This window comes from Paenibacillus sp. J22R160 (assembly GCF_059692135.1).
Map to the genome: position 1 here is coordinate 118,944 of NZ_JCAUAU010000016.1, position 26,685 is coordinate 145,628.

The following is a 26,685-nucleotide window of genomic DNA, read 5'->3' on the forward strand; positions in this document are numbered from 1 at the left end:
AAGCTCATTTGCTTTGATCTGGGGCGTATAAGCTCTCAAGCCGCTTAGCCACATGCTCGAAACCAAAGTTGCTCTCTACAACCGCTCTGCCTGCTTTCCCTAAACGCAGCGCTTCGGCAGGATTGGAAATCAGAAATGTAATCGCCTTTGCGAATGCGCCTGGATTGCTATAATCTTCGATCACGATACCGTTTGCATTTTGTTTTATAATTTCAGCATTCCCTCCGCGATTGGTTGTAATGATCGGAAGTCCTGCACCCATCGCTTCAAAATGGACTCTGGCCAGAGGCTCCTGCCACTGGGAAGAGCAGACGAAAATATCTCCAAGCAAATAATGGACTGGAATCTCGCTAGGTGGAACAAAACCCGTGAAGATGACCCGGTCACCAAGTGATTTGGCTAGCTGGCGAAGGCTTGCTCCGTACTCATCCAACTGCTCATTATGGAACCATTTACTGCCAATAATGACGAGCACGACATCTTTGTGAGTTTTACTTACCTGCTGGATGGCGTTGATCAGAACGTCAGGGCCTTTCGTCTTGCTTAATCGTCCTACGAACAAGATGACCTTTTTATTCTCTACCCCGAATTTTTTACGGAGTTCATTCCGTAGAGTTTGCGCTTCAGGAGTCCAGATTGGCTTGTACTGCTGCAAATTGATACCTGAGTATACCGTCCTAACTTTTCCCTTGGCTGAGGAGAAACGGCTGGTAATCGTTTGGCCGATATAATTGGAGATCGACATAATCTTATCGACCGTTCTAATAACGGAACGACCCATTTCAGTCGTAATTTTCCCTTCTCGAAACATCTCGTTATGGCAGCTGACTACATAACGGGCGTTCGGCATGGCAGCTTTATACACAGGTACATTTTTCGGACGGTTAAACACATGGATGACATCATACTTTTGGTTGCTTGCGCGCTGTCTGGACAGTTCCTTGGCAACGCCGTTCACATAATCCTCGCGCGGAATCCGTATATATTTGACGCCAGCAACCACTTCCCGATTGGGAAGATCGGGGTCCGTGATACAGAAAATAGTGAGATCATGCCTACTCCCAATATGGGGGGTGACGCCATTGATCAAAATTTGAATGGCACCACCCCTAATAGGCGGAACGGTAAGCATTTCAGTGCAAATAAATGCAATCTTCATCTTTACCACTCCAATCGGTATTCCTTAATGGCTTAAAGCCGCTTTTCTTCCAATGTACGCATATCATCTTTCAATCCGACTTCCCCTTCCACTCCGTAAATTTACAATATATTTACTATTGTTCTAATAGAATATGATCATTCTATTTAAACGGAAGGGCTTCAATCCTCATGACTACGCCACATTTTTAGATTTACGCGCCACCTTCTTGCTGAACCTGCTCCACACTGTCGATCGGGACTTAGCCCAGCCTCCTCTTGGAGCCGAAAGTTTCTTCATGCCTAGATTAGGCTGAATACGCTTCTTCCTTCTTTTGGGCTTCTTAAGAATGACAGTCTTCAGTCTTTTCTTCAGGAGCGGTTTTCTATTGTTCAGCACTCTCTTTCTCTTACCCGCTGCTTTTTTCAGCATTGGCTTTCTCCTTGGAAGCAGCCTTTTCTTAGAAGCAGTTTGTTTCCTCCGTACCGGTGGACGCTGCACTTGCACAGCAGGAATCGGCTGCGGCTCTGGCAATGGCTGCGGCGGATTCGGATCCACATAAGGAATATCTCCAGCCATTAGCTGATTATGCAGATCAAGAAGCCGATCTCCTTTGACAGGATGGATCATATGATACATGTAATGATGCATCGCAGCATGCGCTTCATTCTGCTCAATTTCGTGCTCATGCCGCATCACATTCAACCGCTCATCACGAGGAAATTCACGGCATTTCCCACCTAGTGCTGCAGCGAAGGTGACAAAGAAAAACTCCTCCAATGCCACGACTTGACTCTCGGAGAGCCATTGGTCAACCAACGAGACATCCGCAGCCGCCAGCATCTTCTTAACAATCCCACGCCGATATACCTGTGTAGGATTAAAGTAGCGAACGAAGTGATCCGTCTGGAACAAGGAGCCCCAACGCCCCCATTCTTCCCACATCGACTTCTTATTCATTGTGTCTGCATCATGTACGCTGCGACTGGTCTGCATATCCCATCCCATGCAATCGTAGCCTCGCATCGTTTGATCCAGATAAGTCTCAAAGCCAGGCTTCACGAAAAGCACATCGTCGTCGAGATTCACCAAGTACTCGTAGTCCACCTGATGCTCATCCAGCCACTTCATTACGTCCCACAGAAAGGGAGCCAAGTGTCCCCAGGTCAAGTGGCGGCTGTACTCGCAGATGGCTGCATTCATGCCTTTGCCGAATTGGCTGTCTTCGCCTCCGTTATACAGCACAATGCCCGCTTCCGGGTTGAATTTACGAATATTCTCAATCTGAGTGGCAAGAATATGCTCATCTTTGTGCGCCAGCAGTGCAAACATGACGCGTTTTCCCTTAGGTTTACCGCTATAATGGGTCATCCGGAAGTTAACGGCTGCATCATATTCCGCTGTAATTCGGTACAAATCGTCCCACTGGGAGCCTGATATATTTTTATAGAGCTCGCCGCCTCCAACACGTCTTGTATGTTTGACAGCGACCTCATCGATAATAGCTAATTTCTGATGCGGATAGCCTAGCAGCTTAGGCCAAACGAAATCGAGGCCCCAGCCGGACTCACTTTTTTCAAACGTAGGCAGAAGCTTTTGGAAAGTTTCTCTGGTATAAAGAGGAACCATCGGCTCGATAAAATGGGAATATCGTAAATAGTAATTGCTATTTTGCAGTGTGATTCCATGACCATAATAGGAGTCCCGTGTTAAGCTCGGCTGTGCCAGATCTAGACCCTGCTTCATGAATATCTCAAACATGCGATGAATGTCATGAGCACTCGCGCTTATATCATCATCCGGCATCCAGATCGCATCGTAGTGGTAGATTCCATCCCCAAAGGCTTCAATCGTATCCTTCACCGTAGGCCATTTTAACCCTGGGATTTCATGATAGAAGTCGCAATCATTCACATACCTTTGTGGCGTATTACCGAAATAACTAAGACAAAGATCGAAGTTTTTATACTCCGCAGGCTGCAGCCATTGCTGATGGATAGAGGTATCGCCCACTCTGCCGATTACAAGAAACCTCTTGTCACCTTTGACTTCAAATCGCGTCATTTCGCTCGCTCCTTTTTAAGCCGATCGTTATTTCCTTTCAATAAACCTGATATAGTCCAAAATAGGCTGTCTCAAATCTTCTCGCTGCACAGCGATATCAAGAATCGCTTTCACGTAACCTAGGTGATCCCCAACGTCATGCCATACGCCGTTAATTTCACAAGCGTGAACCGCCTCTTGCTCATTCAGTTTCGAGATCGCATCGGTTAGCTGGATTTCTTGCCCGACACCCGGCTCCTGCCCTTCCAAGATTTCGAAAATAGCGGGAGTCAAAATATATCGGCCAATCATGGCGAGATTAGAAGGGGCCTCCTGAGGCTTTGGTTTTTCAACAAGCTTCGTAATATTGTAGAAACGGTCGAACAATAGCTGGGCATCAATGATGCCGTAGCTTGAAACATCCTTCGGATTGACAGGCTGCACACCGATAATCGATGTTTTGTATCGGTCGAAATAGTCCATCATCTGCTTCAAGCAGGGAACATCGGACTGTACGAATGTATCGCCAAGCAGTACGGCAAACGGCTCATCGTTAATAAACTTTCTAGCGCACCAGATGGCGTGGCCTAAGCCCTTCGGCTCTTTTTGGCGAATATAGTGGATATCGATCAGTTGAGCTGGCTCCTGCACTTTCTCTAACATTCTCAACTTCCCTTTTTGCTGCAAATGGTATTCCAACTCAAAGGCGTTGTCGAAGTGGTCCTCCAGTGCACGCTTGCCTTTTCCTGTCACAATAATGATATCTTCAATGCCTGAAGCAACCGCTTCCTCCACGATAAATTGAATCGTAGGTTTATCAATGATCGGCAGCAATTCTTTTGGCATCGCTTTGGTTGCCGGTAAGAACCGGGTGCCCAGACCTGCTGCAGGAATTATTGCTTTCCGAACCTTCATAATGATCATCATCCTTCTGTGTGAAATGGGATAGGATGAACGATCACTTCATCCTACCGATGCTTTGATAGACGAATCCCTCGTCTTTCATCATATAGGGATTGAATAAATTCCTTCCGTCAAAAAGTACCGGCTGCTTCAGCAAGCTCTTGATGCGGCCAAGATCCGCAGATCGATACTGCTTCCACTCCGTAAATATCAACAGTGCATCCGCATCCATTAGTGCTTGATAGAGTCCTGTGAAATACGTGATATTCTCCTCGCCTAGAACTTGGTACGCATTCTGCAGAGCAACCGGGTCGTGCACTTGAAGCTGAACCCCGCGCTTCCTTAACTGCTCGATAGTCTCGATAGACGGCGCTTCACGAATATCATCCGTTTCCGGTTTAAAGGACAATCCCCACACCGCCAGCTTGAGTCCCTTCAAATCTTCACCAAAGTGACTCTCAACCATCTCAAACAACTTTTTCTTCTGCTTATGGTTGACTTTATCAACGGCTTCTAAGATATGTGTTGGAATGTTTCGCTCCGTGGCGCTTTGGATAATAGCCCGTACATCCTTAGGGAAACAAGAGCCCCCATAGCCAACTCCAGCTGACAAAAAGTAACTGCCAATCCGATGATCGAGCTCCATCCCTTGACGCACCCGTTCAATATCTGCACCGACAGCTTCACAGATTCCGGCCATTTCATTCATAAAGCTTATCCGTGTGGCTAACATGGCGTTGGAAGCGTATTTGGCAAGCTCAGCAGAGGCGATATCCATGTGGACGATGGGAAATCCCTTGCTCGTAAGCGGCAAATACAGTTTCTCCATATAGGCCAGAGCTCTGGGGTTGCTGCTCCCGACAACAATTCGGTTAGGGTTCAAGAAATCATTGACGGCAGCACCTTCTCTCAAAAATTCCGGATTCGACACAATATCGAATTCCAAATCCGTGAGTCCTCGGCTCTTTAACTGCTCCTCAATGATGCCTCTTATGCGCTCGCTGCTGCCGATAGGTACAGTTGATTTGGTAATTACGATGGCATAATCTCGGATGCTTGCGCCAATCTGCTCTACAGCCTTCATCACATAAGTAAGATCGGCAGACCCGTCCTCAGCCGGTGGGGTACCAACAGCGATGAAAATGAATTGGCTTTGTGCAACCGCTTCGCTAAGTTCAAGCGAAAAGCTTAACCGACTCTCTAGCACGTTTCGTTCAACCAGCCGTTCCAATCCAGGTTCGTAAATGGGCAATTGTCCGTTCTGCAATGCGGATATTTTGGTAGGATTATTATCCACGCAAATCACTTGATGCCCCATTTCCGCCAAACATGCCCCAACCACGAGTCCTACATAACCAGTTCCAATCATGCAAATCTTCATGGCCGCTCTCCCTTGTTGTGTAGAGTTCACTGACGCTAACCGCAAGTGCGGGTAGACATTAATCACTGTCATCTTAAAGTGTATGCGCCTTGTCTTACCACAAACTCGGACGGATAACTAACCCCTAGGAAAAATCAACTCTTACCTACCTCAGTAAGCTTTATTCTGCTTTTCGGGACAAACGTACAAACCACCCTTTCCTTCCGGTAATACAAATATCTAGACGGGTAAAAACCAGTGTGTACGAAGGAGGATTACGCTTGGAAAGAATCCATATCGTCGTGGCTACCAACAACAAGTACGTGAAACATTTAGCGGTGATGCTTACTTCCTTATTCGAACATAAATCAACGAATCGACCTATCTCCCTCTATGTAATCGACGGCAATCTATCTAGCGAGAACAAGCAGAAGCTTCATAATGCCTTGAAATCGTTTCAAGTGGAGCTTGCTTTTTTAACGGTGGAGGACGCTCTCTTTCAGGATGTTGTCGTTCGTTATCATTTGAGTAAAGAAACCTACTATCGAATTGCGATTCCAGCTCTCTTGTCGAAGGACGTCCGCAAAGCGCTCTATTTGGATTGTGATCTCATTGTGAAAGAAGATATTGCCAACCTGTGGGATGTAAACATTGACAAATATTATCTCGGTGCTGTGCAAATCCCAGGTACAGTGCTTCGTTACGAGGAGCTATCCATCCCGGAAAGCTCTGGTTATTTTAACGCAGGTGTGCTGCTCCTTAACTTGAAAAAGTGGCGAGATAACCAAACCTCGGAGAAAGTTCTACATTATATGAGAAAAAATCCGGAGAAGCTAAAATTCATGGATCAGGACGCATTAAACGCCGTTCTGCACGAGAAATGGCTGAAGCTGGACCCCAAGTGGAACTATCAAGTGCACCGTTCCCATCACCAGCGTTTCGATCCTGCCATCATTCATTACACAACGGATAAAAAGCCGTGGAACAGCTGGCACAATCCCAAGTTTAAAGATGAGTATCTCAAATATGCGAAAAAAACCAATTGGAAACTAGACTAGCGGCACAGCCCAACGTTCAGGAGGTCGAGTAATGAAAACAGATTGGTTAATCATTGGCGCAGGCTTTACAGGCGCAACGCTGGCAGAGCGAATTGCCTCCCAACTGGGAGAGAAGGTCCTGATTGTCGATAAAAGAGATCATATTGGCGGTAACTCCTATGATTGCTATGACGAACACGGCATATTGATTCATAAATATGGTTCGCATACGTTCCATACGAACTCGAGTATGGTTTGGAATTACCTCTCCTTGTTCACCCCGTGGCGTCCGTACTTTCATGAAGTGCGCGTGGTTATTGACGGCAAGAAGGTCCCTGTCCCTTTTAATCTCAACTCCATCTACGCTTTATTTCCTCCCAAATATGCAGAAAAGCTGGAAGCGCTGCTGATTGACCATTTCGGTTATGGTGTCAAAGTTCCGATCTTGAAGCTTCGCCAAAGCGCAAGCGGTGAATTAAGCGACTTGGCTGATTATATTTATCAAAACGTATTCTACAAATACACGCTGAAACATTGGGAGTTAGATCCGGAACAGCTCGCCCCGTCGGTGACCGCAAGGGTACCTGTCTACATCTCACGGGATAACCGCTATTTTCAAGATACCTATCAAGGACTTCCCAAACACGGCTACACGCCTATGTTCAACAAAATGCTCAACCATCCGAACATTAAGACGCTACTGAATACCGACTACAAGGAGCTCATTGGCGAAATAACGTATAAACGGATGATCTATACAGGCCCAATTGACGAATACTTCGACTATATGCACGGACAGCTTCCGTACCGCAGCATGCGCTTTGAATTCGATACGCTGGATACGGAGTATCATCAGGAAGTCGGGACGGTCAACTATCCGCATGAATACGACTACACACGGGTTCTGGAGCAGAAGCATCTTACGGGCCAGCGCTCTCCCAAAACAACCATTTCTTACGTATACCCGGAGACATATACCATAGGAAAGAATGAACCATACTATCCGATTCCGCGTGATGAGAACAAAGACCTCTACAAGCTGTACCAAGCAGAAGCCGACAAAATCAAGGATAAGGTACTGTTTGCGGGAAGATTAGCCGACTACAAATACTACAATATGGATCAGGCCGTAGCTCGTGCGTTGACGCTATTCCATAATGAGATTCAGAAATAAGCGTATAGGCAGAGGAGGCTGCATTCATGATTTGTATGGCATTATTAGCCCACGAGAATGAACAAGCATTACGCAATCAAATTCGAAATATTCGTAAATATAATCCTCAGGATGTCCAAATCGTCTTCTACAACGGCGGACAGGATGCGAATTTCGGCAAAAAGATCTGTGAAGACGAGAATATTATGTACTGTCCTTACAGCCGTCCTTTGCAGCAGCGTACCAGCGGTCGATTCTTCTATGATGTCATGAGATATCTGGAGGATAAACAGATTTCTTATGAATACCTGGTCTATTTGGAATATGACATCATGTTTGTCAATACAGGCTTTCGCGAGTACTTATTAAGTAAAATGGAAGGCTACGACTGCCTGGTTAAAATCCTCCGCAAAGAAGTCGATCCGAAGAATGCCTCCTGGCCTCCTGCCAAAGACATGTGGAAGGACTGGGAAAGGTGGAAGACGATTTTCGAATCCGATTCTTTCTACCGAACTTCCTCTCCGATGTCCGTTTTCCGTCATGGCATTATTAAACAGATGCTCGCTGGATTGAATAAGAAGCGCCTAGAGAGATTGATTAATACGTCAAGCATTCCTTGTTTGGGTGAGATGTTATACATTACATTAGCCAAAAAGTATGGCGGTAAATGCAAAATTTACGGGGATAACACCAAACGTTTTCTCCGATTCCGACCGGCCATTACACGGAAAGAAATCAAAGAAGCAAAGAACCGGCCTGAGGTTATGTTCGTTCATCCCGTGAAGGACGCCGAAGTGCGTGAGTGGATTTTTAATCAACCCTAGGAGGCTGGAACATGCTCTGTTTTGCACTATTAGCGCATGCCGATGAAAACGCCCTCTACAAACAAATCCGAAACATTCGCAGATATAATCCCAATAACGTACTCATTGTTTTGTACAACGGCGGACAGGATGCAAACTTCGGCAAAGCCCTTTGCAAAAAAATGAAAGTCATGTACTGCCCGTACAGCAGGCCTTTGCAAAAGGGGAAGACGGGACGTTTCTACTATGACGTCATGAGATGGCTAGAGGAGAAAAACGTCAATTACGACTACTTAGTTTACACCGAATATGATGTCATGTTTGTCAATCACGGATTTGAACAAATGGTCGAGAATGAACTTAGGGAACACGACTGTCTGGTCAAATTGATCCGTCACGAGAAGAACCGGAAGCGCAACTGGTGGATTCCCGGCAAAACGATGTGGAAGGAATGGAACCGCTGGAAACCCTTTTTCCAGACAGATGATTTCTATGGAACCTTTAATCCGATGCAAGTATATAAGCGTTCCATCCTTAAGCGCATGTTGGCCGTGATCAATACACCTATGCTGGAAGAGTTGTTTAGTGCTACGAACGTGTACGCCTTAGGCGAGATGCTTTATATTACGCTAGCTAAAAAATGCGGTGGCCGCTTAAAAGCCTACCCTAAGCCGAGTGTAGAGTACCTTCGCGTGTACCATCGCATTCGTCTGGATGATGCCAAACAGGCCAGTCAGAAGTCCGAGGTCATGTTCGTACATCCGGTCAAGGACGCAGAAGTTCGCGACTGGATTTTTAACCTTAGAAAATAAAGGAGGAAGCCGCATGATTTGTTTCGCTCTATTAGCCCACGAGAACGAACCTGCGCTTCGCCAACAAATTAGAAATCTTCGAAAGTATAACCCGAATGCGTTTATCGTCCTTTATAATGGCGGCGCTGACAGGAACTTCGGCAAAGAGGTATGCCTGAATGAGCATATCCTCTACTGTCCCTACAGCCGCCCCCTGCGCAGAGGACGAACCGGCAGATTCTTCTATGACGTCATGAGATGGCTGGAGGATATCCGAATTCCCTACGAGTATTTGGTTTATACCGAGTATGATGTGATGTTCATTCACAATGGATTTGAGTCGTTTTTGAGCAATCATATGGAGAACTACGATTGTTTAGTGGAGGCTCTCAAGACAGAGACGACGCCTCACAAAAGCAATTGGACAACGGCTTTGGGCATGTGGAAGGAGTGGGGGCTTTGGCAGCCGTTTTTCCAAAGCAACCACTTCTACGGCACGTTCAACCCGATGCAAGTTTATCGGCATCGTCTGGTGAAGAGCATGCTGGCCAGAGTGAACAAGCCGCTGTTCGAACAAATTCTCGCCAAAACGGATGTTTTTGCACTGGGAGAAATTCTGTACATGACGCTCGCCATGCAGTGCGGAGCCAGGTGCCAAGAATATCCTAGTAAAATCAGGCATTGCTTCCGCTATCGGCCGAATATTTCCTTGCAAGAAATTCAAGAAGCATCCGATAAATCAGAAGTCATGTTTGCTCATCCCGTCAAAGACGAATCCGTACGCGCTTGGATAAGCGCATTATGATCAAGCAGCCAAGGAGGAAACCATGATGAAACAAAGGATTCTGGTTACCGGGGGAGCGGGGTTCATCGGAAGCCACCTGGTGGACTCTCTTCTCTTGGATGATAACTACGAAGTGCTTGTAATCGATAACTTTGATGACTACTATGATCGCAGAGTGAAGGAGAACAACATTCACCATCATTTGCGCTCACCAAGATACGAACTAGTTGAAGCTGACATTCGGGACAGAGCCGGTATGGACCACCTGTTCAGCGCATGGAAACCGGATGCCGTCGTCCATTTGGCCGCCAAAGCAGGTGTTCGGCCATCTCTCGAAATTCCGAGCACCTACGTCGACGTCAATCTTGCGGGCACGGTCAATCTGCTAGATGCTTCGGTCAAATACGGCGTTTCCAAGTTTGTTTTCGGATCGTCCAGCTCGGTGTACGGCTTGAATGACAAGGTCCCGTTCTCAGAAACGGACCCTACCCTGCTCATCGCCTCGCCTTACGGCGCTACCAAAGCTTCCGGCGAAGCGCTGTGCCGAAGCTACAGCCACTGTTTCGGCTTGCCGATTGTCGCTCTGCGCTTCTTCACGGTATTCGGTCCCCGGCAGCGACCGGATCTGGCCATTCATCTATTTGCCAAAAAAATAGCAAAAGGCGAGCCCCTCTCCCTGTTCGGAGACGGCACAACGAGTCGCGATTATACGTATGTAGCCGATATCGTTGCAGGCATTCGCAAATCTATCGATTTCGACCATCCCGGCTACGAAGTGTTTAACCTCGGGAACGACCACCCGACTAGTTTATTGGACCTCGTCACCACGCTAGAGAATGCGCTGAACAAGAAGGCGATCATCCACTGGAAGCCAATGCAGATCGGAGATGTCCCACGGACATGGGCCAATTTCGAGAAAGCGCACACGCTGTTGGGCTACACGCCATCGACGAGCTTGGAGGCGGGCATTGAGCGCTTTGTGCAGTGGCTGGAGGAAGAGCCGCTGGGGTAAGGCTGCCGGATTCCGCTGGAAACGAAGACGAGACTGATCTTTAAAAATCTAAAAAGAAGCTCTCCCTCGGTCATTTGATGACTTTTGGGATAGCTTCTTTTCCTGCTTTTGAAGGTTCTTACACCATGACCGAACCGTTCATGCGAGAGGGACTAGCTACGCTAGGCCACTGAGCAATTGAGCAGGTGGGTCACTTGCAGTTAACGCCGATTCCTCCTGCTATTCGCTGCAATTATTCCATCTTTTTCCTAATTAAGTGGATTTTCTGGCGTTAATTTTGCCGAGTGTACCCAAATCTGACCCCTACCGACGATTTAGCTGGAGTTTCTACCGTTATTACCTTCCCTGCCACTGAACAGCGCAAATTAACGGTGGTTTTTCCATCTATCTTAGCTGCGCGCCTTAGTGGATCGCCCTTGTGGTGTAACGGCAGCATTTTCCGTTAAAATGAAGTGGATGCTCAGCTTACTTGGCTGCTTGCGGCATTTAGAGGAACCTGAGGGCACTATTTGTGCCCTCAGGCCCGTTCTACAGATCTTGGGGAACTACAGGGTCTTATTTCTACGTATTGGGCGGAATATCCGCCCAATACGTAGAAATAACGGACCACAGTTCCCCTTCCGTGTGTAAAGGCGCATATTTCGCAGAAATAGCGCCCTGTAGTTCCCCCTCGGCCTCCGCCTCAGCCTCCTCAATCGCAGCCCCCGCCTGCCCTTTCGGCCCGTCCGCCTCTGCTTCCTCTTCTGCCTCCTCTTCTGCCTCCTCTGCCTCCTCTTCCTCTTCCTCTTCCTCTTCTGCCTCTGCCTCGTCTTACCAGTTGCTAGCGCCGCTTCGGCCCGTTCCCCCACAACCGCCCCTCAACCCAAAAAGGCCAACCGCAAAGTTGACCTTCACACACCGCGAATTCCGGCTGTTTTCTTCCTCATACATACAACTCTTGCAAGCGCTTGGCAACATGCTGAAACCCAAAGTTGCCTTCCACAAATTTGCGGCCAGCTCTGCCTAATTCATTCGCTTTCGAAGGATTTGATAAAATGTGGCTAATCGAGTTGGCGAATGCCCATGGATCGGTATAGGAGCTAATGACGATACCGTTCTTATGGTTCTCAATGATCTCCGCATTCCCCCCGCGATTCGTCGTAATAATCGGGAGGCCTGCCCCCATGGCCTCATAATGCACTCTAGCCAGCGGCTCCTGCCACTGGGAGCTGCAGACGAACACATCCCCGAGCAGGTAGATGGAAGGAATCTTGCTTGGAGGCACAAAGTTGGTGAAAACAACTCTGTCTTTCCCCAGCGAATCGCCTAGTCTTCGCAAATTCGATATATAATCGTCTACACGGTTATCGCTGAACCATTTGCTTCCGACAATGACCAGCACAGCGTCGTCATGCTTTTTGATGACCCGCTGCATCGCCTGCAGCAAAACATCGGCCCCTTTGTTAGCGGACAGCCTTCCAACGAACAACACCACTTTTTTATTGTCGACGCCGTATTTTTTGCGCAATGCCTTTCTTTCAGCCTGAACATCCTCTCGCCATATGGGTTTGTACTGTTCCAGGTTAATGCCAGAATAGACCGTTTTCACTTTGCTTGCTGCTTCAGGAAACCGATCCACGATCGTTTTTCCAATATAGTTAGAGATGGACATGATGTTGTGAGCGATTTTAACCACATTGCGTCCCTTGTCATCCGGCAGCTTCTCTTTGCGAAACATCTCATTATGGCAGCTCAAAACAACTCGGCTCCCTGGCATAGCTTGCTTGATAATAGGGACGTATAATGGCCGGTTAAACACATGGATAACATCAAAAATCCAATTGTTAGCCCTCATTTTTTTCAACTCGTTGGCAACATTCAATTGATAATCATTTTTCTCAACCCGGATATAGGTCACACCTTTGACCACCTCCCGGTCGCGAAGGTCTTTATCCTTTATACAAAATACCGTTAATTCATGATTCTCTCTTAAATAGGGAATAACGCCATCGATGAAAATCTGAATAGCTCCTCCCCTGATGGAAGGAACGGTTAGCATTTCCGTACAAATTAAAGCAATCCTCACTCTGCTCACTCCAATCGTATACGGTTCATGTGGTCTGATATAGCTTCGATAATCGTTGCGCATACTTTTCAAAGTTGTAACGATCCGTAATTAACTTCCTATTCTCACCACCTATTTTGGCGCATTTCTCCCTGTTGTTTAATAACGTGATGATAGCCTGAGCATAGGCTTTCGGTTCTGTATAAAGATCAATGATATAGCCGTTCTTCTCATTCACAACAACCTCAGGATTCCCCCCACGGTTCGAGCTGATGATCGGTATGCCGGCAGCCATAGCTTCATACTGAACTCTCGCAAGCGGCTCCTGCCACTGGGATGGACAAACAAGCACATCGCTCATCGTATAATAATTGGGAAGCCTGTCTACCGGTATAAAATTAGTAAAATAGATATAATTGGACACAGCTAACGCCCTTCTTCGGAGCTTCGTAACATAGTCGCTAATAGTCCGGTCACCATACCACTTACTCCCAACGATCACTAGCGCTGTTTTCGGATGCTTTCTCGTAACGAGCTTCATGGCGTTAATTAGATGATGACACCCTTTTTTGGGCAGCAGCCTGCCGACAAAGAGGACGACATGGAAACCAGGAGGGATACCCAAATCTCTCTTTAACTTTTCGCCAATCTTTTTACCCTCCCCGGTGAAATGAGGCGTAAATCGCTTAGGATCTTCTCCCGTATAAAGCGTAGTGATTTTGCTGCTTACTGCCGGAATGGCTTTGATAATGTCCTGTTCAACAAATTTACTGACAGTAATAAGATGATCGGCTAATTGGAAAGCGTGAACTGCAGACTGATCGTGATTTTCGTGATCAATTAATAAATTGTGAAGCGATAAATAAACGCGGGCAGTCGGAACTGCACTTTTCATTTGTTTAACCCAATTCGGTCTATTATATAATTGAACTACGTCAAATAATTGTTTCTCACAGTATCTCTGCACATCATTGATATAACTGGATTGATCATAACGAATGAATCTTACGCCATTCATCCATTCATCGTTCCTGAACGAAGAATGCTGTATCGAAAATACCGTAACCGAGTGACCCAATCTGCTTAAGTAGGGAGCCATACGATCAATCAATAACTCAATCGCTCCGCTCTTGATCGGTGGACACGGCAGAGAATCCGGGCAGATTAAAGCAATTTTCATGAAAGTCCTCCTTTCGTAGATGAATGCCATACAGGGTTATTCTCTATCCTATTCTTCAAGCCGCTTAAATGATTGTACATATCAAAAAAAGCTCCGCGAATCACACAAAAAAGAATCACGCCTAATAGACGCGATCCTTATGAAGGAAGTCATTACCCTTTTGTTCCTATGGAAATCCAGTTAATGATCCCGTACGCATCTGGTGAAAAACGGGAACGCACAATGATCATTTGCGCTGAATTCGTTTGTTTTTGTTTGATAACGGCATAACAGGAAGGGTGACTTGTTGTCGCTGCGATGACATAATTAACATCTGCATACGGCTCATCAAAGAGTAGCGTTACTTCGACGATTTCGTCCTGCACTTTTAATTCAAAAGGAACTAGCCCGAACTGCTGCAGCGCCGCCTGCTTTGCCGCAGGAACATGCACGGCATTGAAGCTAAGCTTGCTCTCATCCACACTGCCAGCTGCCAGCTTCGTACCTTCGACAGCCCCCTCGGCCAGGTGTTCCCCGTGAACGGCGCCGGCAATTATTTTACTACTGTCTACACTGTTGGGTGACAGATGGAAGCTGCTAATCGCGCTAAATACCAATTTGCTGCCGTCCACACTGCTCGGTGCCAGCTTGCCGCTATCCACGCTGTTAGTCGCCAGTTTGGAACTGTCGATGCAGCCTGCTCCAAGATGGAAAGCGCTAATCGAACCGGAGACCAGCTTGCTTCCATCGATACTGCTTGCTTTGAGCTTAGCGCCATCCAAAGCACCCTCTGCAAGATGTTCGCTGCTTACGCAGCCGGCTGCCAGAATGCTGCCATCAATGCTGCCTGCCGCCAGCTTAGAGCCATTCAATGCGCCGTCAGCCAAGTGATCAGCCGTCACTGCACCCAGAGCCAATATACTGCTGTCTACGCTATTCACGGCCAGTTTGCTGCTATTAATCGCGCCATCCGCGATATGGCTGCCATTCACTGAGCCAGCTGTCAACTTGCTGCCATCGATACTGCTTGCTTTGAGCTTCGCGCCATCTAAAGCACCTTCGGCAAGATGTTCGCTGCTTACCGAACCTGCTGCCAGAATGCTGCCATTAATACTGCCTGCCGCCAACTTCGAGCCACTCAATGCACCTTCGGCCAAATGATCTCCCGTCACTGCACCAAGGGCCAATTTACTGCTGTCTACGCTATTTACTGCCAGTTTGCTGCTATCAATTGCGCTATCGGCGATATGACTGCCATTCACTGAGCCAGCTGTCAACTTGCTGCCATCGATACTGCTTGCTTTGAGCTTGGTGCCATCTAATGCACCTTCTGCAAGATGTTCGCTGCTTACGCAGCCGGCTGCTAACTTGCTGCCATCCACGCTGCCGGAGGATAAATGATAACCGCTGATCGCGCTGGAGGCTAATTTACTGCCGTCAATGCTGCCTGCCGCGAGTTTCGCGCCAAACAATGCACCGTCAGCCAAATGATCTCCTGTGACTGCGCCAGGGGACAATTTACTGCTGTCTACGCTGTTCGCAGCCAGCTTGCCGCTGTCAATCGAGCCGTCTACGATATGGCTGCCATTCACTGAGCCAGCTGTCAACTTGCTGCCGTCCACACTGCCAGTCGCCAGCTTCACAGCATCCACTACGCCGTCCGCGAGGTGGTAGTTGCTCACCGCACCGGCTACCAACTTACTGCCATCCACGCTGCCCGTTGCCAGCTTGGCACTTGTCACAGAGCCATCACTAAGGTGCTCGCTGCTCACAGCATTCTCTACGAGTTTGCTGCCGTCCACACTGAGTGCCGCCAGCTTGCTGCCGTTCACTGCGCCTGGTGCAATGTGATCGCTATTCACAGCACCGGACACCAGCTTGCTGCTGTCCACGCTGCCAGGTGCCAGCTTCGCTCCGTTAATCACTCCGTCAACCAGGTGGTCTGTTTTTACAGCGCCGACTGCCAGCTTAGAGCTAACTACACTGCTTTCCGCCAGCTTCGACCCATCAACAATCCCTGCTACCAGATGACTGCGAAGCACAGAGCCTTCAGCTAACTTCGTGGAGTCAATTACACTGTCCGCTAAATGCTCCCGTTGAATTGCGCTTGGCACCACCTTGCTGCCATCCACGCTGCCTTTCGCGAGCTTGCTGCCATCAATCGCTCCATCCACAATGTGCTCATGATTCACTGCGCCAGCGGTAAGTTTGCTGCTGTCTACACTGCCTGTCGCAAGCTTCGCGCCATACACCGAGCTATCCGCAAGATGATAGTTGCTGATTGCGCCAAGGCTCAATTTCGTGCCATCCACAGAATTTGCGGCAAGGTTACCGTTCTCGACCGCACCGGCTGCCAGATGTTCATTCGCGATAACACCAAGTGCAAGCTTCGCTCCGCTAACTGCGCCATCGGCCAGCTTATCGCCAGTCACAGCACCCGCAGTCAGCTTCGCACCATCCACGCTTTCCTTCGCCAACTTCGCGCCGGTCACAGCGCCGTCAATGATATGCTCGCTGCCAATCGCTCGTGCAGCCAGCTTCGCGCTGCTAATCGCACCATCGGCCAAATGCCTTGAGCTCAGCGCACCAGCTACCAGCTTGCTGCCATGGATGCTCTCATTAGCCAGCTTCGCTGCCGTAATCGCGCCGTCAGCAATATGCTCGCTGTGCACGGACTTGCTGGAGATTTTGCGAGCCGTTACGCTGGTATCAGCCAATTTAGCTTCTGTAACAGCGTGCTCTCCTAATTTGCCAGTCGTTACGACCTGCTCCTGAAGCGTCCTGGCCGAGATCGCTCCTGGTTGCAGATGCTGCGGGCCAACTGAGCCATTCGCCAGCTTATCTTCCGTGACTGCCCCTTTCGCAAGGGTTTCTCCTGTAATGGATTGTTCCATCAACTTCGTTCCATCCAAGCTCCTGTCAGCAAAAATATTGAGTGTAATCGAGCCTTGCGCCAGGTGTTGGGACGAAATCGATCCCGGTTTAAGATGGCTGCCATCAATACTATTTTCTTGCAGATGACGAGTTTCAATGGTCATGGAAGCAATTTTCGTACCCGTCACGGCCTCTTCAGCAATTTTGCTTGTCGTGATCGTTTGATCCTGCAAATGCTGAGTCGTAACTACCTCTTCAGCAATATGATCGCGCCCAATCGCCGACTCCCCGATCTGTTCAGCGCCAATCACGCCATGCCCGATATGCTCCGAGCGGATAGCGTCCATGCCAAGCTTCTCACTGGTAATGACTGCATCCAGCAAATGTTCCGTTCCAATCGTTCCTAGCGCAACATGTGTTCCAAGTACGGCTCCTTCGGCCAGATGCTCGCTGGCAACGATGCCTTGGTGCAAATGCTCGGCTGTAATTGAACTTGCCGCAAGCTTATCAGAGGTCACGCTGTGCTGCTTCAGCTTCGATGTATCCACACTGCCAGCCGCCAATAGATCTGTCGTCACAGCTCCCTCTTCCAGTTTCGAGGAAGAAATGATTCCATCGGCCAAATGAAGCTGCGTGATTGCCCCCTCGCTTATGTGCCTTTCCTCAATGATACTCTCCGTTAAATGGCTTGATGCAATGGACTGATTTTGCAATTTCGAGCTGGAGACGATGCCATCGACCAAATGCCAGTTTTGAATGACTTGCTGCCGGATATGTTTGCCTTCAACAGTGCCTTCAACCAGCTTCGATGAAGTGATCGACTCATCCTGCAGCTTTGCATTTGAAATGCTGTTGTCGGCGAGATGTCCGCTCTCAATCGCCTGTTGCTGGATATGTTTGCCTTCGATTGAGCTTTCCGCCAGCTTCGAAGAGGTAATGGATTCATCCTGCAGCTTCGCGTTAGAAATTACATTGTCGGCGAGATGTCCGATTTGAATCGCGTTCTGGAGAATATGTTTATCCTCTACCGCACTTGCAGCCAGTTTGGCTGATGTAATGGAGCCATCCTGAATCAGTTTGGCGTGCACCGCGCCTTCTGCCAGATGCCCGGATTGTATGATACCGGAAGCAAGATGCGGGGTTTGGATGGAACCGTCTGCCAGATGCTCCGATCGAATCGAAGACTTTACGATATGCTTTGCATCGATCGACAAAGGGGCGATTTTTTGATTGGTAACGGCTTGATTAGCCAGCTTTTCTTCCGTGACGGATGCAGGAGCGAGTTTATCGTCAGTGATAATCTGACTTTCCAAATGGTAACCGTCGATTGCGCCATCCGCGATGTGACTGGCTTCAATTTGACCAGGCGCAATACTCCGGCTCTGGATGCTACCATCGGCCAAATGCTCGTTAAAAATAACTTTAGACTGGATATGAACGGAGCAAATGCTGTCATTCGCAATTTTTTCTTCGGTAACAGCTTGATCTCTTAATTTATCAGTTGTAATGGCTGCATCCATCAGCTTAGCGGTGTCGATGCTGTAATTGGAGATATGTTTGGCTTGCACAGCGCCGCTGCGTATTTTCTCAGCTGTAATCGACTGGTCATCAATCAGCTCATTCGTAATGACCAGCTCAGATAGATGCTGTGATAAAATGGAGCCGTCTGCCAGCTTAAGGGAATCAATCGTTTGATCGGCAAGCTTATCCGCTGTAATACTGTTATCCAGCAGTTTGCTTCCGGAGATCGATTGATCCTGGATTTTATCACCGGAGATGCTGTGTGGAGCGATATGTTCATCATGAATGCTGTGACCGGCGATTTTATCACGCGTTACGCTGGCTGAGGCTAGTTTGGATTGATCGATTGCAAAATCCTTAATAACTTTGGTCCCGATACTTTGCGGCTTGATTTTACTTTCGTCAACAGAACGATTGGCAATTTTCTCCCATGTAACTGCTTCTTCCACGATATCATCCGTGTAAACGACGGGATTTACGAATTTGCCTGTTTTACGTTCAGAAAGCAGCAGCAGCGGAGGCGCAGGCACTGAAGCCTGTGATACATTTACCACCGTTGTGGGTTTAGTCACTTTGCTCGTCTCTACAATCGTTGTTTTCGCTGTCGTCGTTTTTGGAGCCAGACTTGTTTCCACTGGTGCAGCCTTGGGACTTGTTTCCGCTTTCTCCTGCTTAACCGGAGCAGGTGAAGGCTGAGGCTGTTCACTATCATCGAGCCATTTCAACTCATTTGTACGGGAGTTCACTTTTTGCACATAAGGCCTTTCCCTGTTGCTCTTACGCTTACTCATAGACTCCTCTCCATTCCACATAAATTGGTCACTTGTAACATATTCAAGCTCAATCAGAGATGTACGTTAGCCCTGAAAAATGTGCGGACACCCAGATAAATAGTTACCTCCCCAATTTATGTTTATATAAGTCATACCTCATCTCTGCCGCCTTATCCCACGTAAATAACTGCTCAACTCTTTGAATACCTTGTTCCCCCATGGCTCGTCTTAGCTCTTCATCTGCCAAAAGCCGCAATAAATAGCGGGGCAGATCCGAATCAATCTTATCCAAATCAACTAAATACCCGACCGTCCCATTCTTAACAACCTCGCTAATCCCGCCCGAATTTGTCGCTACGACGGGGACCCCAGAAGCCATAGCCTCAATGTTTACGAGACCAAAAGCCTCTCCTTCCTCGGAAGGCACGGCGACAACGTCGGCGAGGTGATACCATTTCGGAATATCGGCGTGTGAGGTATAGGGGACAAACTTCACATTCTGAGGCATCTTGCTGCCTTCCCGGTATAACCTTTTCACATAAGCCGTCAACCTCTTAGAGCCATAGAAGGCACCGCCCACTAAAATTAAAACTGCATTCGGCTCCGCTTGAATCACGGTTTTCATCGCTTTGATGAGATGGTGCACCCCTTTTCTCGGGATAAGCCGTCCAACAAAAAGAATAATCTTGCGGTTCTCGTAGCCCAGCCCTAGCAGCTTTTTGGCGCGGGATTCACTCCCCTCCGGGGACCATCTTGACGTAAATTTGGAAACATCAACACCCAAATGCTGCGTAACGATTTTATGTGCAGCAGACGGCACCTTCGCCTGCACCGCCTGTTTCAGATAATCACTGTTGACAATAATGACATCCGCCGCGGCTAGGCATGCTCTCAAATATTTCTGCGAGATGTAAGGCAACGAAATGAAAACTTTTGAATGCAGTACTAGACTAATGAAGCATCTTGGGAAACGTTTGCGCAGGTAGAGCAAGAAATGCGGTCGATTCTCAACCTGGATGATGCCAGGCTTTCGTATGGCGATTTGCCGAGAAATGGCCGAAATATAAGAACGGGAACCCCCATAAGGAACCCTTATATAGGTACATCCTTCCCGCACTTCACTTCTTGGTTGATACGACGTTCTTCTCCCCAGAACACACACGGGCATGAACTTAACAAGCTTCTCGGCCGTTTTCTGGACAACTTGTTCAACCGAAGAGCTTTTTCCTGAGGGAATGGGAAAAGAACCTGGCGTAACAATGACAACACGCATAGGTCTCTGGCTCACATGTAACTCCCCCTTCCTTCTTCTATACATATGCGGATATACAGGCAAAGTTTGGGCATCTGTCCGCTACGGAAGCAAAAGTATCAGCATCCGTACAAACAAGCTGCACTGCTTTTCCATAAGCTGTAAGGGAGCCTCTATCGTGTTGCGCCGTTTCGGCAAGCCAGTTTTTCTGGCGAAAAACTCTAAGCGTATGCTTTCGATGCCAGTTTTTCTGGCGAAAAACTCTAAGGAGTGAAGTAGATGGTTAATCCCTACGTGGGTATTTTAGTGAACGATTCCTTATACGCAGGCATTCCCCTAGGGAACACAAAATATGAAGCCATCCATTTTTACAGTGACGCCGGCAAAGAATTTGGCATTACCCCCTGCTATTTCCGCATGCAAGACGTTCACATCCATACGATGAGGGTTCATGCCTACGTGCAAAGAGGAACTCGATATCTGCGTGAATGGATTGCCCTGCCCAAAGTCATTCATAACCGGGCCATCTACTTGGACCATGGTTCGGATCAGGAGCTGGAAAGCTGGACACAGCATGGCATTCACGTTTTTAACCGCTGGAATCGGTACAGTAAGCTGCAAATCCACGAAATACTGCTGCTGGATGAAGCCATCAGACCCCATTTGCCAGGCACCTTCCCCGCGACCCTCAAGAATATGAAAGTCATGATGAGTGCCTACGACTCTATCATTATTAAACCAACGAACTCTAGCATCGGGCGCGGTGTTATGAAAATGGATCGAACCCCCACAGGCTGGCAGCTAGTTTATCCCGCAACACTCAAAATCAGCAATAAAGTCTGGCGGCAGTTCAATTTCCGCCAACAATTGCCGTTATTCCTGCGGCGTAAAATCCAAAGCCGCGCTTATCTCGTGCAGCAGTGCTTGCCTTTGGCTACCCATGACAATCGTCCCTTCGACTTGCGTGTATCTGTGCAGCGCGGAGCCTGCGGCGATTGGCGCGTGACGGGCATCGTCGCCAAAGTCGCTTCACGCAAGCTATTCTTGACCAATGTGGCGCAAGGAGGCCAAGTGAAGACATTGACGGAAATTTTGGCAGCTGATTATCCATCTCTAGATTCACGCGCGGTGTGTGAGCAAATTTGGGAGTTTGCCCTTCGGGTAGCGAAGTTTCTGAGCATGCATTTGCCGCATTTGGCCGATCTCGGGCTTGATATTGGAATCACCACGTACGGTTACCCTCTATTTATTGAATGCAACGGCAAGGATCAGCGTTATAGCTTCCGAGAAGCAAACATGCTGGAAGAATGGAAAGCAACCTACTATAATCCAATGGCTTATGCCAAATATTTATTGGATGGCGGTACCCCGGTTTATTAGTCCCTGCCAACCTGCCCCTATCCCTGTAAGGGAACTATAGTCCGCTATTTCGTCTCCAAAGAGCCATTTGGAAAATCAGAGGGAACTAGGATCCGCTATTCCCCCGATTTCAGGCTCTGCAACGGCAAATGCGAGCAAATAGCACCCTGTAGTTCCCCTAACACTGCGAAGTCAGCCCATTTAGCACAAATAACGCCCTGTAGTTCCCACCCTCTTCCTTCATCTCCCCGTCGCTCAAAATAACACCACTCTGGTCCCGCTCCTCGCCCAAATCAAAAAGAGTGCCCCAAGAGTCATTACATGACTAAAGGGCACTCTTTTTTAATTATGCTATTTCGTACCCAGCACTTGCTTTACAGCTTGATTGAGTGCGGCTACATCAACCGAACCGACGCTTTCATCCTTCAGCTTATACTTTTGCTTCAGCTTCTGAATTCTCGCTACGCTCTGATCAATCGTTTCCATTGGAATCCGTTTGTCCTGCACAGCTTGTCGCAGCGCCTCGATAACCTTAACAACTTTATTGTAGTCATGTCCGACCATGATCACATTAGCTCCTGCCAAAACTGATTTTACGGCGGAAGCGCCGATATCGTAGTTTTGTTCAATAGCTCCCATCGTCATATCATCGGTCATGATCACGCCTTGGAAGCCCATCTCCTTACGCAGCAAATCCGTCATGATTTTCTTCGACATCGATGCCGGGTTCTGTCCGTCCACTTTGGGCAGCAAAATATGGGCAACCATCACAGCATCTGCGTCTTGTTTGAAAGCTTCCGCGAATGGGATTAATTCAAGCTTACGCAATCTGTCCAAATCGTTCTGGACAACAGGCAGTCCTACATGCGAATCGACAGAAGTATCACCATGTCCCGGGAAATGCTTAACGACAGACGTAATCTGCTGATCTCGCAGCCCCTTCATTTCTTGAATGCCCAAAGCGTTGACTACAGCAGCGTTTGCCCCAAATGAACGATCACCGATCACTGGATTTTTCGGATTGCTGTTGATGTCCAGCACAGGAGCGAAGTCAACGTTCAATCCATACGCATGAAGCTCTGAACCAATCAAGTTGCCGATGTTATAGGCATAAGACTTGTTATTCGTCTTGCCAATCTCCTGATTCGTTGGCGTTTTCTGGAGCTCCTCCGGCAGTCGCGTTACCCTTCCGCCCTCCTCGTCCGCACCAATCCAAAGCGGCTGTTTATTTTTTGCATTTTTTTGCTTCAGTTCATTCACCAGCGAAACGAGTTGGCTTGAATCTTTAACATTTGGCTTATATAAAATAATGCCGCCCACGTGGTACGTTGCAATCAACGCTTGGCTATTGGCATTCACGCTGTATCCATCGATACCAGCCAAGATCATCTGTCCCAACTTCTCGTCCAGCGACATGCCTGCAGTAGGGGTTGAAGGCGTTGGGCTCGGAGTCGGTGCAACCGTAGGGACTGGCGTAGCTGCTGGAGTAGTTGCGGATGGCGTTGGCGCCAACGAAACAGGTGCGGCTGACGGCGTGTTATCTTTTGGGGAAGATGCACAGCCCATTAAAAAGAGAGATAACGCAGTAGCACACATCATACTCTTGGTATATCTAGAAATAATAAGATTCACTCTAACACCTGCCTTAATTTAAGATTCACCTATTAGACGATGTGCCTAATGAAATAGTTACAACTAACACAGAACTACTCTTTCCTGATCTCTGTTAGCAGATATTTCCACATCATGTAAATTCCATAACAGCCCAAATAAGCTCCGCTTAAAAGGAATAATTGGTTGTTGAAAACCGCATGAATATTCGTCATAAACACCGTATCATCCCGCAAAATATCATACACCGCCAAAGCGGAAATGATGCCGAACACATATGCACTGACCAATGCCAGAACATGAAACCCGATACGACAGGTTATGAACATCCAAGCCCCAACTAACATGCAGGCCGGAATCAAAAACAGAAGCAATACGATCATCATGGACATTGTGCCAGTTCACCTCATTAATAGCATTGACAAGCATATTTCACCTCAAACAGCCTTCAAACTATTTTTTTAGCCACCTATCTTGCCGTTTCTTCTTCATTCGACAATTGATTCTTTTACCTTTCTGTGGCAAGATTAGCGAAGAACCATAAATAGGGATCTTTGAAGAAACTTGAACGTCGGTCAAAAGCCCGCCTAACCACGAATGAACAGGAGTTAATCTATGTCAAAACCGTTCTTCAAATTGCTAACCGAGCTCTCCTCACGTAAATGGGTATCCCAAGTGACAGGAGCTTTTGCCAGGTCCAGAGCAAGTCGGATGTTCATTCCCCGTTTTGCCCAAACTTACGGTATACGTATTGAAGATGCTGAGAAGCATGTAAAAGATTACAAATCCCTAAATGATTTCTTTACTCGCCGCTTAAAGCCGGGTTTACGCCCGATTCACGAAGACGAGGCGCGTGTTGTAAGTCCAGTTGATGCGATGATTACAGGGATCGGGGACATCAAAGATGGCTTAATCGTCAATGTCAAAGGCCAAGACTACACCATCGAGGAGCTGCTTAACCGGTCGCCCCGCACCGTCAATTACAAAAACGGTTTCTATTTCGTCCTTTACTTAAGCCCAACCGATTATCACCGCATTCATTCTCCGATTACAGGGGACATTCTTGAAAAAGAGCACGTGCTCGGCAAAGTTTATCCGGTGAACGAATTCGGTCTTCGCCACATGAAGCGTGTACTTAGTCGCAATGAGCGTTTAATTACCTTCATCCAGCATCACACAGGCGAAGTTGCCGTTGTAAAGGTCGGAGCGCTGAACGTGAGCTCGATACAGTACGTTAAGCCGCTTCCCAAAACATTAGAGCGCGGTCAAGAGCTAGCCTATTTCGAATTCGGCTCAACCGTTGTGCTGCTTTTTGAAGATGATATGTTTGAACCTCGCCCAGACCTTAAGCTTGGTTCCAAAGTGAAAATGGGAGAAGACCTCGGCCGTTTCCTAGATAAATAGCGGATAACGCGATCATGAGAGGAGCGCATCATGAGTGCCATAACAACACCATCTTCCGAATCCAAAAGCTTGCAGGGTGCAGGAGATATTAAACCAACCGTTTACCGGATCTTATTGGCAATCGGCCTTGTCCATTTGCTGAATGACTCTATCCAATCTGTCATTCCCGCCATCTTCCCAATCTTGAAAAGTGAAATGGGATTAAGCTATTCCCAAGTGGGTTGGGTACAGTTCGCCATCAATTTCACGGCTTCCATTATGCAGCCCGTAGTCGGTTTATATTCGGACCGTAAACCTTCCCCCTATATGCTGCCGATCGGCATGACTTCAACTCTTACAGGGATGCTGCTGCTAGCCTTCGCGCACTCGTATTGGGTCGTACTGCTGTCAGTATGCTTCGTGGGGCTTGGCTCCGCAGCTTTCCATCCGGAGGGCTCGCGTGTGTCGCATATGGCTGCCGGAGGACGCAAAGGCTTGGCACAGTCCATCTTCCAGGTTGGCGGTAACTTCGGCCAATCCTTGGCGCCGATTATGACCAAGTGGATTTTCATTCCGCTAGGACTCTTTGGCTCCATATGGTTCACAGGCGTTGCTGCAATTGCGATTGCCGTGCAGATGTTTATTGCACGCTGGTACAAAGCAGAGCTGGCGGCAACCCCGGTTAGAGCCAAGTCCACTGTGAAGCGGACCGTGAATCCCGTACATCGCAAACGCATCTTTTTCGCCATCTACGTATTGATCTTTCTTGTTTTCGTCCGGTCATGGTACGGCGCTGCAATGAGCGGCTACTTCGCTTTCTTCTTGCATGATACATACGGCTTATCCATCAACCGCGCGCAGGACTTTATCTTTTTGTTCCTCGCAGCAGGCGCAGTGGGAACTTTTTTTGGCGGTCCGATCGCAGACCGATTCGGTAAGCGTAATGTCATTTTCTTCTCCATGCTAGGCTCAGCGCCATTTGCTTTGCTGCTGCCGCATGTTGGTATTACTTGGTCTTATGTCTTACTTGTCGTCATCGGTGTTATTCTCTTATCCAGCTTCTCCGTTACCGTTGTCTATGCCCAAATGTTGTTCCCTGGCAAAGTAGGAACCGTATCCGGCCTTATTACCGGACTCGCCTTCGGACTTGGCGGTATCGGCAGTGTCGTGCTTGGAAATCTCTGTGACGCGATCGGCACGACGCGTGTGATGGAACTATGCGCGTTCCTGCCGCTTCTCGGCGTTCTGACGTTCCTTCTTCCTACTGACCGTAAATTAAGAGAGTGGACAGAGGGACAGAATTAAAACAAATAAACCTTGCTCAGCAGACTGACTGGAATCAGCTGCTGGTGCAAGGTTTTTTAGTGCTGATGCGCGCGCGTCAGTATCGTCAAAGCAAGTAACGCCGATTTCTCCTGCTAATTCCCGCTAATGATCTAACTTTTCTCAATTAACTGGAGTTTCTACTTGTATTTCCCCAAAATTTAGCACATATTGTTCAAAATCAGCGTTTTAGCTGGAGTTTCTACCGCTATTTTGCTCCCTGCCGCAGAGCAGCGCAGATTAGCGGTAGATTTGGACCTCTGTCAAGAAAGTGGACACTCTTATCCCGTTTTTTTGTTCTTGAACTGCGCAGCAAAGCGAGCTGGTGACATGTAACCTATCGCACCGTGGATTCGCTTGCG

At 48.0% G+C, this 26,685-nt stretch carries 19 protein-coding genes; 9 read left to right on the forward strand and 10 right to left on the reverse strand.

The window, feature by feature from the left end:
• Positions 1-4 precede the first annotated feature (4 nt).
• The 4 genes from AC58UW_RS25020 to AC58UW_RS25035 form a co-directional block, all read right to left on the reverse strand.
• The gene (locus tag AC58UW_RS25020) at positions 5-1,159 is read right to left on the reverse strand and encodes a glycosyltransferase family 4 protein (RefSeq protein ID WP_497423286.1); all 1,155 of its coding nucleotides are present in this window, start codon (positions 1,157-1,159) and stop codon (positions 5-7) included.
• Between the two features lie 174 nt (positions 1,160-1,333).
• On the reverse strand, positions 1,334-3,202 hold the full coding sequence (locus tag AC58UW_RS25025; protein WP_497423287.1) for a hypothetical protein: 1,869 nt from the start codon (positions 3,200-3,202) through the stop codon (positions 1,334-1,336).
• Positions 3,203-3,229: 27 nt separating this feature from the next.
• Positions 3,230-4,096, reverse strand: coding sequence for a UTP--glucose-1-phosphate uridylyltransferase GalU (galU, locus tag AC58UW_RS25030; protein ID WP_497423288.1), 867 nt, complete (start codon positions 4,094-4,096; stop codon positions 3,230-3,232).
• A 43-nt stretch (positions 4,097-4,139) separates the two neighbouring features.
• The gene (locus AC58UW_RS25035) at positions 4,140-5,465 is read right to left on the reverse strand and encodes a UDP-glucose dehydrogenase family protein (protein ID WP_497423289.1); all 1,326 of its coding nucleotides are present in this window, start codon (positions 5,463-5,465) and stop codon (positions 4,140-4,142) included.
• A 260-nt stretch (positions 5,466-5,725) separates the two neighbouring features.
• Between AC58UW_RS25035 and AC58UW_RS25040 the strand changes: the two genes are divergently transcribed.
• Genes AC58UW_RS25040 through AC58UW_RS25065 form a run of 6 tightly spaced genes read left to right on the forward strand, consistent with a single transcriptional unit; the run spans position 5,726 to position 11,024 of the window.
• Complete coding sequence (locus tag AC58UW_RS25040; protein WP_497423290.1) at positions 5,726-6,502, forward strand: glycosyltransferase family 8 protein; 777 nt, start codon at positions 5,726-5,728, stop codon at positions 6,500-6,502.
• Positions 6,503-6,533: 31 nt separating this feature from the next.
• Positions 6,534-7,655, forward strand: a complete 1,122-nt coding sequence (glf, locus tag AC58UW_RS25045) for a UDP-galactopyranose mutase (protein WP_497423291.1) — start codon at positions 6,534-6,536, stop codon at positions 7,653-7,655.
• Between the two features lie 26 nt (positions 7,656-7,681).
• The gene (locus AC58UW_RS25050) at positions 7,682-8,458 is read left to right on the forward strand and encodes a hypothetical protein (RefSeq protein WP_497423292.1); all 777 of its coding nucleotides are present in this window, start codon (positions 7,682-7,684) and stop codon (positions 8,456-8,458) included.
• Between the two features lie 11 nt (positions 8,459-8,469).
• A complete protein-coding gene (locus AC58UW_RS25055) occupies positions 8,470-9,249 on the forward strand; it encodes a hypothetical protein (RefSeq protein WP_497423293.1) in 780 nt (259 codons plus the stop codon).
• 13 nt (positions 9,250-9,262) lie between these two features.
• Positions 9,263-10,033: a hypothetical protein gene (locus AC58UW_RS25060; protein ID WP_497423294.1), complete on the forward strand. Its 771-nt coding sequence runs from the start codon at positions 9,263-9,265 to the stop codon at positions 10,031-10,033.
• 25 nt (positions 10,034-10,058) lie between these two features.
• Positions 10,059-11,024, forward strand: coding sequence for a GDP-mannose 4,6-dehydratase (locus AC58UW_RS25065; RefSeq protein WP_497423295.1), 966 nt, complete (start codon positions 10,059-10,061; stop codon positions 11,022-11,024).
• Between the two features lie 922 nt (positions 11,025-11,946).
• On the opposite strand, the gene AC58UW_RS25070 is transcribed toward AC58UW_RS25065, so the two are convergent.
• From AC58UW_RS25070 to AC58UW_RS25085, 4 genes are all read right to left on the reverse strand, one after another.
• The gene (locus AC58UW_RS25070; protein ID WP_497423296.1) at positions 11,947-13,089 is read right to left on the reverse strand and encodes a glycosyltransferase family 4 protein; all 1,143 of its coding nucleotides are present in this window, start codon (positions 13,087-13,089) and stop codon (positions 11,947-11,949) included.
• Between the two features lie 25 nt (positions 13,090-13,114).
• On the reverse strand, positions 13,115-14,248 hold the full coding sequence (locus AC58UW_RS25075; protein WP_497423297.1) for a glycosyltransferase family 4 protein: 1,134 nt from the start codon (positions 14,246-14,248) through the stop codon (positions 13,115-13,117).
• Positions 14,249-14,400: 152 nt separating this feature from the next.
• Positions 14,401-19,413 carry a WIAG-tail domain gene (locus tag AC58UW_RS25080; RefSeq protein ID WP_497423298.1) on the reverse strand — a complete coding sequence of 1,671 codons (5,013 nt, stop codon included), beginning with the start codon at positions 19,411-19,413 and terminating at the stop codon, positions 14,401-14,403.
• A gap of 103 nt (positions 19,414-19,516) precedes the next feature.
• On the reverse strand, positions 19,517-20,683 hold the full coding sequence (locus AC58UW_RS25085) for a glycosyltransferase family 4 protein (protein ID WP_497423299.1): 1,167 nt from the start codon (positions 20,681-20,683) through the stop codon (positions 19,517-19,519).
• Between the two features lie 243 nt (positions 20,684-20,926).
• Between AC58UW_RS25085 and AC58UW_RS25090 the strand changes: the two genes are divergently transcribed.
• Complete coding sequence (locus AC58UW_RS25090; RefSeq protein ID WP_497423300.1) at positions 20,927-22,027, forward strand: YheC/YheD family endospore coat-associated protein; 1,101 nt, start codon at positions 20,927-20,929, stop codon at positions 22,025-22,027.
• Between the two features lie 330 nt (positions 22,028-22,357).
• On the opposite strand, the gene nagZ is transcribed toward AC58UW_RS25090, so the two are convergent.
• Positions 22,358-23,605 (reverse strand): beta-N-acetylhexosaminidase, encoded by a 1,248-nt coding sequence (nagZ, locus tag AC58UW_RS25095; RefSeq protein WP_497423301.1) that lies wholly within the window; start codon positions 23,603-23,605, stop codon positions 22,358-22,360.
• A 107-nt stretch (positions 23,606-23,712) separates the two neighbouring features.
• On the reverse strand, positions 23,713-24,009 hold the full coding sequence (locus AC58UW_RS25100) for a transposase (RefSeq protein ID WP_497423302.1): 297 nt from the start codon (positions 24,007-24,009) through the stop codon (positions 23,713-23,715).
• A 223-nt stretch (positions 24,010-24,232) separates the two neighbouring features.
• Between AC58UW_RS25100 and asd the strand changes: the two genes are divergently transcribed.
• Positions 24,233-25,021, forward strand: a complete 789-nt coding sequence (asd, locus tag AC58UW_RS25105; protein WP_497423303.1) for an archaetidylserine decarboxylase — start codon at positions 24,233-24,235, stop codon at positions 25,019-25,021.
• Between the two features lie 30 nt (positions 25,022-25,051).
• On the forward strand, positions 25,052-26,305 hold the full coding sequence (locus AC58UW_RS25110; RefSeq protein ID WP_497423304.1) for an MFS transporter: 1,254 nt from the start codon (positions 25,052-25,054) through the stop codon (positions 26,303-26,305).
• Positions 26,306-26,685: the final 380 nt, after the last annotated feature.